At 70.1% G+C, this 13,374-nt stretch carries 11 protein-coding genes and 5 tRNA genes; 11 read left to right on the plus strand and 5 right to left on the minus strand.

The genetic code is table 11. From position 1 onward, the window contains the following. Window positions 1–189: 189 nt before the first annotated feature. The 4 genes from ACIA8D_RS03130 to ACIA8D_RS03145 all read right to left on the minus strand — a co-directional run bounded on the left by ACIA8D_RS03130 (window position 190) and on the right by ACIA8D_RS03145 (window position 5,716). Window positions 190–777 carry an ATP/GTP-binding protein gene (locus ACIA8D_RS03130; RefSeq protein WP_356388885.1) on the minus strand — a complete coding sequence of 196 codons (588 nt, stop codon included), beginning with the start codon at window positions 775–777 and terminating at the stop codon, window positions 190–192. Next, complete coding sequence (locus tag ACIA8D_RS03135) at window positions 758–1,168, minus strand: DUF742 domain-containing protein (protein ID WP_399228199.1); 411 nt, start codon at window positions 1,166–1,168, stop codon at window positions 758–760. The genes ACIA8D_RS03130 and ACIA8D_RS03135 overlap by 20 nt, the downstream gene beginning before the upstream one ends. A gap of 171 nt (window positions 1,169–1,339) precedes the next feature. Then, the gene (locus tag ACIA8D_RS03140; RefSeq protein WP_306318913.1) at window positions 1,340–1,753 is read right to left on the minus strand and encodes a roadblock/LC7 domain-containing protein; all 414 of its coding nucleotides are present in this window, start codon (window positions 1,751–1,753) and stop codon (window positions 1,340–1,342) included. Window positions 1,754–1,762: 9 nt separating this feature from the next. Then, window positions 1,763–5,716 (minus strand): nitrate- and nitrite sensing domain-containing protein, encoded by a 3,954-nt coding sequence (locus ACIA8D_RS03145; RefSeq protein WP_399228200.1) that lies wholly within the window; start codon window positions 5,714–5,716, stop codon window positions 1,763–1,765. Window positions 5,717–6,279: 563 nt separating this feature from the next. On the opposite strand from ACIA8D_RS03145, the gene ACIA8D_RS03150 reads away from it, so the two are divergent. The 9 genes from ACIA8D_RS03150 (at window position 6,280) to ACIA8D_RS03190 (ending at window position 10,233) form a co-directional block, all read left to right on the plus strand. Further along, a complete protein-coding gene (locus tag ACIA8D_RS03150) occupies window positions 6,280–6,468 on the plus strand; it encodes a hypothetical protein (RefSeq protein ID WP_385761300.1) in 189 nt (62 codons plus the stop codon). 91 nt (window positions 6,469–6,559) lie between these two features. Beyond that, window positions 6,560–7,345 carry a fumarylacetoacetate hydrolase family protein gene (locus ACIA8D_RS03155; protein ID WP_399228203.1) on the plus strand — a complete coding sequence of 262 codons (786 nt, stop codon included), beginning with the start codon at window positions 6,560–6,562 and terminating at the stop codon, window positions 7,343–7,345. Beyond that, window positions 7,338–8,822, plus strand: coding sequence for a glutamate--tRNA ligase (gene gltX, locus ACIA8D_RS03160; RefSeq protein WP_399228204.1), 1,485 nt, complete (start codon window positions 7,338–7,340; stop codon window positions 8,820–8,822). The genes ACIA8D_RS03155 and gltX overlap by 8 nt, the downstream gene beginning before the upstream one ends. 76 nt (window positions 8,823–8,898) lie before the next feature. Then, a complete protein-coding gene (locus ACIA8D_RS03165; RefSeq protein ID WP_399228205.1) occupies window positions 8,899–9,618 on the plus strand; it encodes an HAD family hydrolase in 720 nt (239 codons plus the stop codon). 90 nt (window positions 9,619–9,708) lie between these two features. Continuing rightward, window positions 9,709–9,780: transfer RNA gene (locus ACIA8D_RS03170), tRNA-Gln, on the plus strand. Between the two features lie 41 nt (window positions 9,781–9,821). Next, a tRNA-Glu gene (locus ACIA8D_RS03175) sits at window positions 9,822–9,894 on the plus strand. Window positions 9,895–9,956: 62 nt separating this feature from the next. Continuing rightward, window positions 9,957–10,029 (plus strand) — tRNA-Glu (locus ACIA8D_RS03180). 37 nt (window positions 10,030–10,066) lie between these two features. Further along, window positions 10,067–10,138: transfer RNA gene (locus ACIA8D_RS03185), tRNA-Gln, on the plus strand. Between the two features lie 22 nt (window positions 10,139–10,160). After that, a tRNA-Glu gene (locus ACIA8D_RS03190) sits at window positions 10,161–10,233 on the plus strand. Window positions 10,234–10,398: 165 nt separating this feature from the next. Here the strand turns inward: ACIA8D_RS03190 and ndgR are convergent. Continuing rightward, window positions 10,399–11,115: an IclR family transcriptional regulator NdgR gene (gene ndgR / locus ACIA8D_RS03195; RefSeq protein ID WP_324767461.1), complete on the minus strand. Its 717-nt coding sequence runs from the start codon at window positions 11,113–11,115 to the stop codon at window positions 10,399–10,401. Between the two features lie 189 nt (window positions 11,116–11,304). On the opposite strand from ndgR, the gene leuC reads away from it, so the two are divergent. Together leuC and leuD are read left to right on the plus strand one after the other, a co-directional pair. Beyond that, window positions 11,305–12,729, plus strand: coding sequence for a 3-isopropylmalate dehydratase large subunit (leuC, locus tag ACIA8D_RS03200; RefSeq protein WP_399228208.1), 1,425 nt, complete (start codon window positions 11,305–11,307; stop codon window positions 12,727–12,729). A gap of 5 nt (window positions 12,730–12,734) precedes the next feature. Next, entirely contained in the window at window positions 12,735–13,328 is a 594-nt protein-coding gene (gene leuD / locus ACIA8D_RS03205; RefSeq protein WP_399228209.1) for a 3-isopropylmalate dehydratase small subunit, read from the plus strand. Window positions 13,329–13,374 lie beyond the last annotated feature (46 nt).

Consider the following 13,374-nt stretch of genomic DNA (forward strand, 5'->3'; position numbering starts at 1 on the left):
TCTTGTGAGCGCAGTGGAACCGGCTGTGCGCGACGTGTGTCGGTGCCCTGGGAATTCTCTTTCGAAACGTTATGAACACCACGGCCCGGCGTGTCAAAGGCCACAGAGGCCGCCGCAGGGGCTACGACAACTGCCGTACGGAACCAGCCACTTGGTGACCGAGATCCGACCGTTCCTGACCGGGGCCGGCTACTTCAGGCGAGCCATGAGGGCGTGCTCCACCAGCGTGATCAGGCCGCTCTTCGCGTCGGCGCGGTGCCGGGCGTCCGTCGTGATGATCGGGGTGTCCGGGCCGATCTGCAGCGCCTCGCGGACCTCTTCGGGGGTGTAGGGCTGGTGCCCGTCGAAGCCGTTGAGGGCGATGACGAAGGGCAGGCCCGAGTTCTCGAAGTAGTCCACGGCCGGGAAGCAGTCCGCGAGCCGGCGCGTGTCCACCAGCACCACGGCGCCGATCGCGCCGCGCACCAGGTCGTCCCACATGAACCAGAAACGGTCCTGACCCGGCGTACCGAAGAGGTACAGGATCAGGTCGTCGTCGAGCGTGATGCGGCCGAAGTCCATGGCGACGGTGGTCGTCGTCTTGTCCCCGGTGTGCGTCAGGTCGTCGATCCCGGCGCTCGCCGAGGTCATCACGGCCTCGGTGCGCAGCGGGTTGATCTCGGAGACGGCCCCGACGAACGTGGTCTTGCCGACGCCGAAGCCGCCCGCCACCACGATCTTCGCCGAGGTGGTCGCGCGGGCGGTTCCCACGGAGCCGTCAGAGCTTGCGAAGTCCACTGAGCACCCTTTCGAGCAGAGTCACGTCCGGCGCACCGCCGTTGGCCTCGTCGCCGCCCGGCTGGTGAATGGCGACGAGCCCGGCCTCGGCCAGGTCCGCGACGAGGATCCGGGCCACGCCGAGCGGCATCGAGAGCAGCGCCGAGACCTCGGCCACCGACTTCACCTCGCGGCACAGGTGGCAGATCCGCTGGTGCTCCGGCAGCAGCGTCACGAGGGCAGCGGGGTCGGCCGTCGTGCTCACCAGCGCCTCGATGGCGAGCTGGTAGCGCGGGCGGGTCCGGCCACCGGTCATCGCGTAGGGGCGGACCAGGGGCTGGTCGCCCTCAGGACCGTACGCGGCGTGGGCGGTGGCGCCGTACGGGTCGTATGAGTCGGTGGGCGGGGTCATGGATCCTCCGGGCGGGACGACAAGTGCGGGGGCCTGCCGTCTGAGGGTGGGCCGGTGGGGGGATTGTGACGGCGGAACAACGGGTGTGCGGATTGCGTGCGCTGACTGGATTCCGGGGCTGCCGATGCAGCAGACTGCGGGGGCGGCCGGGGTTACCGGCCGTTACCCGCCTCAGTGCAACAGGCTGCCCTGGAGTTCTGCGCGCAGGTCGGGGGTGAGCACGGAGCCCGCCCGGTCGACCATCAGCGCCATCTCGTAGCCGACGAGGCCGATGTCGCAGTCCGGGTGCGCCAGTACGGCGAGCGACGAGCCGTCCGAGATGGACATGATGAAGAGAAAGCCGCGCTCCATCTCCACCACCGTCTGATTCACCGGGCCGCCCTCGAAGATCCGGGACGCGCCGGCCGTGAGCGAGGTGAGACCCGACGCCACGGCCGCCAGCTGGTCCGCGCGGTCGCGCGGGAACCCCTCGGACATCGCGAGCAACAGCCCGTCCGCGGACACCACGACCGTGTGCGAGACACCCGGCGTGTTGTCCACGAAGTTCGTGATCAACCAGTTCAGGTTCTGTGCCGCCTGGCTCATCTGGCTCAACTAACGCTCCTGCTGGTGAGTGGGGCGGGGGTAGCTGCCGGTGTTGCCGGCCTGCCGCCCCTGCTGGATGCCCCGACGGAGATTGGTCAGCCGACCGCGCACCTCGTCGGGCGCGCGCGAGACCTGAGGACCGGTCTGAGTCTGCTGCTCCTGGGCGGTTCCCGCCACAAGGTTCGCCCTCGGCACACGGCGCGGCAGACCGGAGTGGGTGACGCCGCCCGCGGCGGGCTTGCGCACCCGCTCGGCCTGACGCATCAGGTCGTCGTTGGGGGACTGCCGCCAGTTGGCCTCGGCCGGGTCCGGGGACGCGGCGGGGCGCGACGGGGCGGCCGACGGGGCCTGTGCCTGCGGCCGCTGCGGGAGGCCCTGGTCGGGGCGTCCGCCCGGCGACTGCATGCCCTGGCCGCGGCCCTGACCGTTCTGGTTCCGGCCGTTGCGGCCCTGGGCGTGCTGACCCTGAGGGCTCTGGCCCTGACCCTGGCCCTGGCCGGGGGCACGCCGGCTCTGGGCGTTCTGAGCGTTCTGGCCGTGGAACCAGTTCGTTTCCAGCGTGTCGTACAGCGGTGTCCGGCCGTCCCCGCCCGACGCGTCGCCGGGCGGCAGGAAGTCCTCCTGCGAGGGCTGCGCCGGGATGCCCTGGTCCTGAGCGCCGTTGCGCTGCGGCGGCTTCGGGGGCGTGAACTCGAACTGACCGGTGGCCGAGCGGCCCTGCGGCTGCGCGTACTGGCCGGTGTTGGCCGGGTCGCTCGGCGGGCGGTTGTACTGGCCCGTGTCGGACGAAGCGCCCTGCGGCGGGTTGAACCGGCCGCCGGTGGCGGACGGGTCCTGCACACGCGGGAACTGAGCGGTGCTCGACGGCTCCTGCGGGTTCTGGAACTGACCGGTGGCCGACGGGTCGCCCTGCTGCTGCGTGTACTGCCCGGTGTTGGCCGGGTCGCTCGGCGGACGGTTGTACTGGCCGGAGCCCCTGCGCGGGAAGCCGCCGCCGTCCGAGGGGCCCTGCGGCTGCGCGAACCGGCCCGTGGCCGACGGGTCGCCCTGCGGCTGCGCGAACCGGCCCGCGCCGGACGGGTCCTGACGGTCCGTGAGGCCGCCGTCCCGGAAGCCGTTCGCCGTCGTGTCGGGGCCGCCGGCGTCGCCGCCGCGCGGGCCGAAGACGTCCGAGCGGACGAACTGGCCGGAGTCCTGGGCCTGGCCGCCGCGGCCGCCCTGCTGGGGCGGGCCCTGGCGGTCGTCGCGGACGCGCGGGAAGCGGGCCGTGGAGTCCGGCTCGTCGTGGCCGCGCGGCGCGTCCAGGTTCGGCTGCGCGTTCTCGTCGCTCCAACTCGGCGTACGGGGCTGGGGGTTGCCGCCCGGCAGCTCGGCGCGCGGACCACCGCGCGGGGGCAGCACCGGGCGCCGGCCCTGCGGCTCGTTCGGGTCGCTGTGGGTGCGCTGCTGCGGCGGCACGGGACCGCCGGGAGCCTGCCCCTTGCCGAACATGTCGGGACCGGAGGGACCCGAAGGCCCCGCGGGACCGGAAGAAGCGGAGGGACCGACCGGGCCCGAAGGACCGCCCGCACCGGAACCGACCGGCGCCTGCGGGCCACCGCCACGCCCGGGCAGCGCCGCACGCGGCCCGCCCGTACCGGCGCCGACCTGCGGCCGCCCGCCACCGGGCGCACCGGAGCCGCCACCGAGGAGACCGGCCGGGCCACCGGCGTTGCCGGGCGCCTGACTGCGGCGCGCGGCGGCGACACCGGCCGCGGCCTGCGCGGCGGCCGGACCGCCGCCGGAACCACCGGGGCCGCCCTTGCCGGAAGGCTTCTTGCCGCCCTGCGCGACGTCCACGGGGAGCATGACCAGCGCGGTCGTACCACCGGAGTCGGAGGGGCGGAGCTGGATGCGGATGCCGTGGCGCTGCGACAGGCGGCCGACCACGAACAGACCCATGCGGCGGGAGACCGAGACGTCCACGGTGGGCGGCGACGCGAGCCGCTCGTTGATCGCGGCGAGGTCCTCGGGGGAGAGGCCGATGCCGGTGTCGTGGATCTCGATCAGCACACGGCCGTCGGGCAGCGCGTGACCGGTGACCTTGACCTTGGTCTGCGGCGAGGAGAACGAGGTCGCGTTCTCGAGCAGCTCGGCGAGCAGGTGCACGAGGTCGTTGACGACGCGACCGGCGACGTCCGTGGCGGGCACGGCCGCCAGTTCGATGCGCTCGTACTGCTCCACCTCGGACGCGGCGGCACGCAGCACGTCGACGAGCGGCACGGGCCGCGTCCAGCGACGACCGGGCTCCTCACCGGCGAGGACGAGGAGGTTCTCACCGTTACGACGCATACGCGTGGCGAGGTGGTCGAGCTTGAACAGCGAGGACAGCTGGTCCGGGTCGGCCTCGCGGGACTCCAGCTCGGAGATGAGCGAGAGCTGGCGCTGGATGAGGCCCTGGGAACGGCGCGAGAGGTTGGTGAACATCGCGTTGACGTTGCCCCGCAGAAGGGCCTGCTCGGCGGCGAGACGCACGGCCTCGCGGTGCACGTCGTCGAAGGCCGCGGCCACCTTGCCGATCTCGTCGCGCGAGTGCACGCCGACGGACTCGACGGACGTGTCGATGTCCTGCGGGTCGGACTCGGACAGCTCCTTGACCAGCTCGGGCAGGCGGTCCTGGGCGACCTTGGTCGCGGTGTCCTGGAGCCGGCGCAGCGAGCGGATCATGGAGCGGGCCACGACGAAGGCGCCGACGAGCGAGACGCCGAGCACGAGCAGGATCAGCGCACCGTTGATGATGGCCGAGCGCTCGGAGGCGTTGCGCAGCTCGCGGGCCTGCTGCTCCATCTGGTTGAGCAGCGTCAGCTCGATCTTGGACATTTCCTGGATGCGCGCGGTGTCCGCGTCGACCCAGTCCTTGTACGAGCGCTTGTCCTGGGACTTGATGCCGTCGGTCTTCTGCAGCACACGGTTCGCGTAGGTGTCCGCGGCCTTGATCGTGGAGTTGTTCTCCTCGATCGGCTTCAGCAGCTCCTGCGCGGGAACGGCGCCGTAGACGGCCTTGAACGACTGGATCTGCGACTTCTGGTTCTCGGACGCCGCGAGGCCGTACTGCCGGTCGGTCTCCGAGAGCCGGCCGAACCGGGAGCTGTTGGGCGGCAGGGCGGCCGCGATGATGGCGCGCTGCTCGGAGGCGTACTCCTTGGCGGAGGAGAAGGCCGCGAGGGCGCGCGTGCGCTGGATCATCTCGGGGCTGCTGGTGGCCTGCGCCATGTCCGTGGACAGGGAGAGCAGCTCGTTGATGATGCGGCTGTAGGAGTCGACGGTCTGCGAGGCGTTCGACTTGTCGCCGTACGCCTCCTGCCGGATCTTGCTGAGCTTGATCAGCTCGCTGGCGATCTGCACCGCGTGCTCACGCACACCGTTCAGGCTGCCGGCCTCGCCGTCCGCCTTGATGTCCGTGGTGCTCTGCAGGAACGCGGACTTGGCCCGGGTGGTCTTCTCCCGCGTCGACTTGACGCTGAAGTCGCTCGCCGAACCGCCGCTGGACAGCGGGCCCGCCGCCTGGTCGCGCTCTTCCTGGAGCGCCGAGGCCAGCTCGGTGGCCTGCTTGGTCATCTCCGTCAGCAGCTTCATGTTGTCGAGCTGCTGGATGTCGTTCAGGGACTCGGCGATGCGCAGCGCGCCCAGCGAGGTCGCGGCGACCACGGGCAGCGCGAGCAGCGAGACGAGACGCGTCGAGATGCGCCAGTTGCGCAGCGCCATCCGCGAACCGGGCCCGGTGGGACCCTTGGGCTTCGCCGAAGGCGGCGTCGCCGAGCCGGGGGCGCCGCTCCTGCCGTCGGCCTCCGAGGTGTCGACGGACGCGGTGCGTCCCGGGTTCTGGGCGTGCGGGGGCCGGGTACCGCCGGCTATCGGGCCGGTCCCGCCGCGCGGCTCCGGCTCCGCCGCAGCGCTGCCATCCCTGTTCTTACGTCCCTGCACTAGCGTCGCAACCTCTGGACCAGGCGCCCCGCCCGTATGCACGGACAAGACGGTGTCGGCGTCGTTCGGGGGGCGACCTGAAACGTCCCCCTGTGGTCGTGAAGTGACCGGCGCTGGTTCCCCCTCTCCGCCGCTGCTCGGCGCTGCGTTGCGCCCGTGCGCGCCGGTTCTGTACCTGCGGCGGTCCACGCGATTCCAGCACAGTGCAGGATCTCCAACAAGGCCCGTGGTGGCAGCCGCACCCAGTGTGACGCGACGTAAGAGGAGAGTCACGGGACGTGCAATTCGACCTGCTCCAACCCGGCCATTGCGGGACTTTCCGTGTACACCTGGGGGGTGCCCCAGTCGCCATGATCGGGAGCGGAATAGTGGCTTCAGTCGCGTAATGTCCTTTTCCGGCGCGGGAGTTGACGGCCCGGGATGCCCCATTTGCGAGGTACTCCGTGAGCAAACTCACACGCGGTGGATCGCAACTTCCCGGCTTTCGGCGGGAATCAGATGTTTAGCCTGACGTTTTACAGGGATGGCCCATCAGACTACGGAGAAGGTTCCCGAGCGCAGTCATGACGAAGACGATGATGTTCCAGAACATTGCCAACCCGCGGCGCACGACGCTGGCGCACCTCGCGGACGCCGACGAGATCCAGGCCGCGCCCGCCGTCCCGGAGCATTCGGCCGCCCTGCCCTCGAACACGGCGAACCCCAAGCGCACCATCCTGATGGTGGCACCGCAGACCGCCCCGGCGGCGTAACAACCGGTCCGACGGCGCAGGCCCCGCCGCGTTAGCCTGGCTCTGTCACATCCCACCCGGGCCAACGCATAAAAAAGGGGCGCAGCAGACCGTGCGCATCGCCAGATTCTCCATCGACGGGAACGTCGCCTTCGGCGCGGTCGAGGGCGACAAGCCAGACGAGCTCGTCCTCGACATCATCAAGGGCATCCCGTTCGCGGACTTCGAACTCTCCGGTACGAAGGTGCCGGTCGGCAAGGTCCGGCTGCTGCCCCCGGTGCTCCCGAACAAGGTGATCGCCTTCGGCCGCAACTACGCGGAGCACGCGAAGGAACTGGGCAACGAGGTCCCGGACACCCCCTTCGCCTTCTTCAAGCCGTCGACGTCGGTGATCGGCCCGGACGCCGAGATCCAGTACCCCGGCTTCTCCGAGGAGCTGCACCACGAGGCGGAGCTCGCCGTCGTCATCGGCCGCATGTGCCGCGAGGTCCCGCGCGAGCGCGTCAAGGACGTCATCTTCGGCTACACGGCCGCCAACGACGTCACCGCCCGCGACGTGCAGAAGCGCGAGAAGCAGTGGGCGCGGGCGAAGGGCTTCGACACGTCCTGCCCGCTGGGCCCGTGGGTCGAGACCGACCTCTCCCTGGAGCAGGCCTCCGACCTCACGATCCAGTGCACGGTCAACGGCCAGCAGCGACAGCTCGGCCGCACGTCGCAGATGATCACGTCCATCGAGGACCTGATCGTCAACATCTCCGAGGCCATGACGCTGCTCCCCGGCGACGTCATCCTCACGGGCACCCCGGAAGGGGTCGGCCCGCTCGCCGTCGGCGACGAGGTCGCCGTCAGCATCGAAGGCATCGGCACTCTCACCAACAAGGTTGTCAAGCGTGGCTAGCGCATCCGCCCCAACAGTCCGTGTCCGTTTCTGCCCCTCGCCCACCGGTAACCCCCACGTGGGCCTGGTCCGCACCGCCCTGTTCAACTGGGCCTTCGCGCGCCACAACCAGGGCACCCTGGTCTTCCGCATCGAGGACACCGACGCGGCCCGCGACAGCGAGGAGTCGTACAACCAGCTCCTCGAGGCGATGCGCTGGCTCGGCTTCGACTGGGACGAGGGCCCCGAGGTCGGCGGTCCGCACGCCCCGTACCGGCAGTCCCAGCGGATGGACATCTACAAGGACGTCGCCGACAAGCTCGTCGAGGCCGGCAAGGCGTACCCCTGCTATTGCTCCACCGAGGAGCTGGACGAGCGCCGCGAGGCGGCCCGCGCCGCCGGCAAGCCCTCCGGCTACGACGGCCACTGCCGTGACCTCACCGCCGAGCAGAAGGCCGCGTACGAGGCGGAGGGCCGCAAGCCCATCACCCGCTTCCGCATGCCCGACACGAAGATCACGTTCAACGACCTGGTCCGCGGCGAGATCTCGTACGAGCCGGAGAACGTGCCGGACTACGGCATCGTCCGCGCCAACGGCGCTCCGCTCTACACGCTCGTCAATCCGGTCGACGACGCGCTGATGGAGATCACCCACGTCCTGCGCGGCGAGGACCTGCTCTCCTCCACCCCGCGCCAGATCGCGCTCTACTGGGCGCTGAAGGACCTGGGCCTCGCCAAGCTGGTGCCCGAGTTCGGCCACCTGCCGTACGTCATGGGCGAGGGCAACAAGAAGCTCAGCAAGCGCGACCCGCAGTCCTCGCTGAACCTCTACCGTGAGCGCGGCTTCCTCCCCGAGGGCCTGCTCAACTACCTCTCCCTCCTCGGCTGGTCGCTCTCCGCCGACCGCGACATCTTCTCCGTCGAGGAGATGGTGGCGGCCTTCGACGTCAAGGACGTCCAGCCGAACCCGGCCCGCTTCGACCTCAAGAAGTGCGAGTCGATCAACGGCGACCACATCCGCCTGCTCGACCCGAAGGACTTCGCCGAGCGCTGCGCCCCGTGGCTCAAGGCCCCGTTCGCGCCGTGGGCCCCGGAGGACTTCGACGAGGCGAAGTGGGCGGCGATCGCCCCGCACGCCCAGACCCGTCTGAAGGTCCTCTCGGAGATCACGGACAACGTGGACTTCCTCTTCCTCCCGGAGCCGGTCTTCGACGAGGCGAGCTGGACGAAGGCCATGAAGGAGGGCTCCGACGCCCTCCTGCGGACGGCCCGCGAGAAGCTCGACGCGGCCGACTGGAGCTCCCCCGAGTCCCTCAAGGAGGCCGTCCTGGCCGCCGGCGAGGCCCACGGCCTCAAGCTCGGCAAGGCCCAGGCCCCGGTCCGCGTGGCCGTCACCGGCCGCACGATCGGCCTGCCCCTCTTCGAGTCCCTGGAGATCCTGGGCAAGGAGACGACCTTCGCCCGCATCGACGCGGCCCTGACGAAGCTCACCGCGTGACCGTGCCCCCGCGCGCGTAGCCCTGAGAGACCCGGAAGCGATCCGCTTCCGGGTCTCTCGCCATTACGGTCGTCGTATGTCTATTCGCGCCATCGTCTGGGACATCGACGACACCCTCTTCGACTACGCGACCGCCGACACCGTCGGAATGCGGGAGCACCTCGCCGCCGAGGGGCTGCTCGACGGGTACGGCACCGTCGAGGAGGCGCTCGTGCGGTGGCGGGCCGTCACGCGGGAGCACTGGGCCCGGTTCGAGGCGGGGGAGGCCGACTGGGAGAGGCAGCGCAGGGACCGGGTGCGCAGCTTTGTGGGGCGCGCCATGGGGACCGAGGAGGCCGACGGCTGGTTCGCCCGTTATCTCGGTCACTACGAGGCCGCGTGGAGCCTCTTCCCCGACTCGGTCCCGGCCCTCGACGCCCTCGCCGCCGGCTACCGGCACGCGGTGCTCTCCAACTCCTCGCTGCACAACCAGGACCGCAAGCTGCGCGTCCTCGGCGTGCGCGACCGCTTCGAGGCCGTCCTGTGCGCCGCCGAACTCGGCGTCGCCAAGCCCGAAGCGGCCGCCTTCCACGCCGTGTGCGAGGAGCTCTCCCTGGAGCCGCACGAGATCGCGTACGTCGGTGACCAGCCGGACACGGATGCCCGCGGAGCCGTCGACGCGGGCCTGAGCGGAATCTGGCTCGACCGCGCGGAACTGGGCGGCAGGCCCGAACTCGTACGCATCACAGGGCTCGATCAACTGCCTGCGCTGTTGGCGGGGGATACCCGTTTTGGAGCGCAGTCCACCTTCGGGTAATGTTCTTTCTGCGCCAAGGGGAGCGGGCCGAAAAGCCCGGGTCCCGGAAGCGCAAGCCAAGCAAGATCCCCCTCAGGGGTTGCGCTTCGGTGGCCTATGGTGTAATTGGCAGCACGACGGTTTCTGGTTCCGTTAGTCTAGGTTCGAGTCCTGGTAGGCCAGCTCGCAGAGCTCATCTGCAACGTGGATATGGCATCCACAAAGCCCCCGTTGTGTAGCGGCCTAGCACGCCGCCCTCTCAAGGCGGTAGCGCCGGTTCGAATCCGGTCGGGGGTACAGATCCTTCCCGCGGGGACGGCCTGGGTAGCTCCCACCGACCCTGATGCAGGATCGCTAGGGCCCCCGTTGTGTAGCGGCCTAGCACGCCGCCCTCTCAAGGCGGTAGCGCCGGTTCGAATCCGGTCGGGGGTACGCATTGAGTTCGCAGGCCGCGAGGCTTGAACTTCAGTGGTCTATGGTGTAATTGGCAACACTACGGTTTCTGGTACCGTCATTCTAGGTTCGAGTCCTGGTAGACCAGCTCGATCACGCAAGTGGTCAAGGCCCCCGTTGTGTAGCGGCCTAGCACGCCGCCCTCTCAAGGCGGTAGCGCCGGTTCGAATCCGGTCGGGGGTACGCGAACGATCAAGGCCCTTCCCGAATGCGGGAAGGGCCTTTTCGTGTGCCCGGTGTACGTACGGGAGTTGAGGCCCGGCAAAGACAACTCCGGCCGGTCGCTGCGGCGTTGAAGCGACCGGCCGGGAACGGGCGGGAAATGTAAGGGGAGTTGGGGCGAGCGGCTCAACCGGTACGACGCAGGGCCTCGGAGAGGCGACCCGCGGCGTCGATGACCGCCTGGGCGTGCATCCGGCCCGGGTGGCGCGTGAGGCGCTCGATCGGCCCGGAGACCGAGACGGCGGCCACGACGCGGTTCGAGGGGCCGCGCACGGGCGCGGAGACGGACGCGACGCCCGGCTCCCGCTCGCCGATCGACTGGGCCCAGCCGCGGCGCCTGACGCCCGACAGGGCCGTCGCCGTGAAGCGGGCGCCCTGGAGGCCCCGGTGCAGGCGCTCCGGCTCCTCCCAGGCCATCAGGATCTGCGCGGAGGAGCCCGCCTTCATCGTGAGGGTCGAGCCCACCGGAACCGTGTCCCGCAGCCCGGAGAGCCGCTCCGCCGCGGCGACACAGATGCGCATGTCGCCCTGCCGGCGGTAGAGCTGGGCACTCTCGCCCGTGACGTCGCGCAGGTGCGTGAGCACCGGGCCCGCCGTCGCGAGCAGGCGGTCCTCGCCGGCCGCCGCCGAGAGTTCCGCGAGGCGCGGGCCGAGAATGAAACGGCCCTGCATGTCGCGCGCCACCATGCGGTGGTGCTCCAGGGCCACCGCCAGGCGGTGGGCTGTGGGTCTTGCCAGTCCGGTGGCCGCGACAAGGCCTGCGAGGGTCGCGGGTCCGGACTCCAGGGCGCCCAGGACAAGGGCTGCCTTGTCCAGAACGCCGACGCCGCTACTGTTGTCCATGCGTCGATACTCCCGTCTCACTCTGTGAAACGCAAGTTCAATTTTCCGTGGAACTTGCCACCCTGTACGTCACACCGGCCCGTGGACCAAACGGGCCCGGCCGCCGACGTCCGGCACGAGGGGTACGGGCGATGGCGATCCGAATCTCTAGTTGGGCCGGCGCACCTCAAGCCGGCCGGAGGGAAAGCGATGGGTAGGACACTCGCGGAGAAGGTCTGGGACGACCACGTCGTCCGGCGCGCCGAGGGCGAGCCCGACCTCCTCTTCATCGATCTGCACCTGCTGCACGAGGTGACCAGCCCGCAGGCCTTCGACGGCCTCCGGCAGGCGGGCCGCCAGGTGCGGCGCACCGACCTCACCATCGCCACCGAGGACCACAACACCCCGACCCTCGACATCGACAAGCCGATCGCCGACCCGGTCTCGCGCGTGCAGCTGGAGACGCTGCGCAAGAACGCCGCCGAGTTCGGGGTCCGCCTGCACTCGCTGGGCGACGTCGAGCAGGGCGTCGTGCACGTCGTGGGCCCGCAGCTGGGCCTGACGCAGCCGGGCACCACCGTCGTCTGCGGCGACTCGCACACCTCGACGCACGGCGCCTTCGGCGGCCTGGCGTTCGGTATCGGCACCTCGCAGGTCGAGCACGTGCTGGCCACGCAGACGTTGCCGATGGCCCGCCCGAAGACGATGGCCATCACCGTCGACGGCGAACTGCCCGAGGGCGTCACCGCCAAGGACCTGATCCTCGCCATCATCGCGAAGATCGGCACCGGCGGCGGCCAGGGCTACATCCTGGAGTACCGCGGCTCGGCCATCGAGAAGCTGTCGATGGAAGCGCGGATGACCATCTGCAACATGTCCATCGAGGCCGGTGCCCGCGCGGGCATGGTCGCCCCGGACGAGACCACGTTCGCGTACCTGGAGGGCCGTCCGCACGCCCCCAAGGGCACCGAGTGGGACGAGGCCGTCGCGTACTGGAAGACGCTGAAGACGGACGACGACGCGGTCTTCGACGCCGAGGTCTTCATCAAGGCCGACGAGCTGTCCCCGTTCGTCACCTGGGGCACCAACCCCGGTCAGGGAGCGCCCCTTTCGGCGAACATCCCCGACCCGGCTTCGTACGAAGACGCTTCGGAGCGGTTCGCCGCCGAAAAGGCCCTGGAGTACATGGGGTTGGAGGCGGGGCAGGCGCTGCGCGACGTCAAGGTCGACACCGTCTTCGTAGGCTCCTGCACCAACGGCCGCATGGAGGACCTGCGCGCCGTCGCCGAGATCCTCAAGGGCCGCAAAATCGCCGACGGCGTACGGATGCTGGTCGTCCCCGGCTCCGCGCGGGTGGGCCTGCAGGCCGTCGACGAGGGCCTGGACAAGGTCTTCAAGGAGGCCGGCGCCGAGTGGCGCTACGCGGGCTGCTCCATGTGCCTGGGCATGAACCCGGACCAACTCGCTCCCGGCGAGCGCTCCGCGTCCACCTCCAACCGCAACTTCGAGGGCCGGCAGGGCAAGGGGGGCCGTACCCACCTGGTCTCGCCCCAGGTCGCCGCGGCCACCGCGGTGCTCGGCCACCTGGCCTCGCCCGCCGACCTGTCCGACACCCCTGTCGCCGCTGGAGTCTGAGAGTCATGGAAGCATTCACCACGCACACCGGCCGGGCCGTCCCGCTGCGTCGCAGCAACGTCGACACCGACCAGATCATCCCCGCCCACTGGCTCAAGAAGGTGACGCGGGACGGGTTCGAGGACGGTCTTTTCGAGGCCTGGCGCAAGGACTCCGAGTTCGTGCTCAACAAGCCCGAGCGCGAGGGTGCCACCGTCCTGGTGGCCGGCCCCGACTTCGGCACCGGTTCCTCCCGTGAGCACGCCGTCTGGGCGCTGCAGAACTACGGGTTCAAGACCGTCATCTCCTCCCGCTTCGCGGACATCTTCCGGGGCAACTCCCTCAAGAACGGTCTGCTGACCGTGGTTCTCGACCAGAAGGTCGTGGACCAGCTGTGGGAGCTGGTGGAGAACGACCCGCAGGCCGAGATCACGGTCGACCTGCAGGAGCGCGAAGTTCGCGCCGAGGGCGTCACCGCCTCCTTCGAGCTGGACGAGAACTCCCGCTGGCGGCTGCTGAACGGCCTCGACGACATCAGCATCACACTGCGGAACGAGGACGACATCGCCGCCTACGAGGCGAAGCGCCCGTCCTTCAAGCCGCAGACGGTCCAGGTCTGAGCCGACCAGTTCCTACGGCTCCCTAAGGGATCCGTAGCCGGGCAAG

Origin of the sequence: Streptomyces sp. NPDC051684, assembly GCF_044453445.1 — a bacterium.
Taxonomy (GTDB): Bacteria; Actinomycetota; Actinomycetes; order Streptomycetales; family Streptomycetaceae; genus Streptomyces.

What these genes read in the sequence shown, in the direction of transcription:
- ACIA8D_RS03135 (WP_399228199.1), bottom strand. Translation starts at nt 1,168, where the DNA reads ATGACCCCGCCCACCGACTCATACGACCCGTACGGCGCCACCGCCCAC.
- ACIA8D_RS03140 (WP_306318913.1), bottom strand. Translation starts at nt 1,753, where the DNA reads ATGAGCCAGGCGGCACAGAACCTGAACTGGTTGATCACGAACTTCGTG.
- ACIA8D_RS03150 (WP_385761300.1), top strand. Translation starts at nt 6,280, where the DNA reads ATGACGAAGACGATGATGTTCCAGAACATTGCCAACCCGCGGCGCACG.
- ACIA8D_RS03165 (WP_399228205.1), top strand. Translation starts at nt 8,899, where the DNA reads ATGTCTATTCGCGCCATCGTCTGGGACATCGACGACACCCTCTTCGAC.
- ndgR (WP_324767461.1), bottom strand. Translation starts at nt 11,115, where the DNA reads ATGGACAACAGTAGCGGCGTCGGCGTTCTGGACAAGGCAGCCCTTGTC.
- leuC (WP_399228208.1), top strand. Translation starts at nt 11,305, where the DNA reads ATGGGTAGGACACTCGCGGAGAAGGTCTGGGACGACCACGTCGTCCGG.
- leuD (WP_399228209.1), top strand. Translation starts at nt 12,735, where the DNA reads ATGGAAGCATTCACCACGCACACCGGCCGGGCCGTCCCGCTGCGTCGC.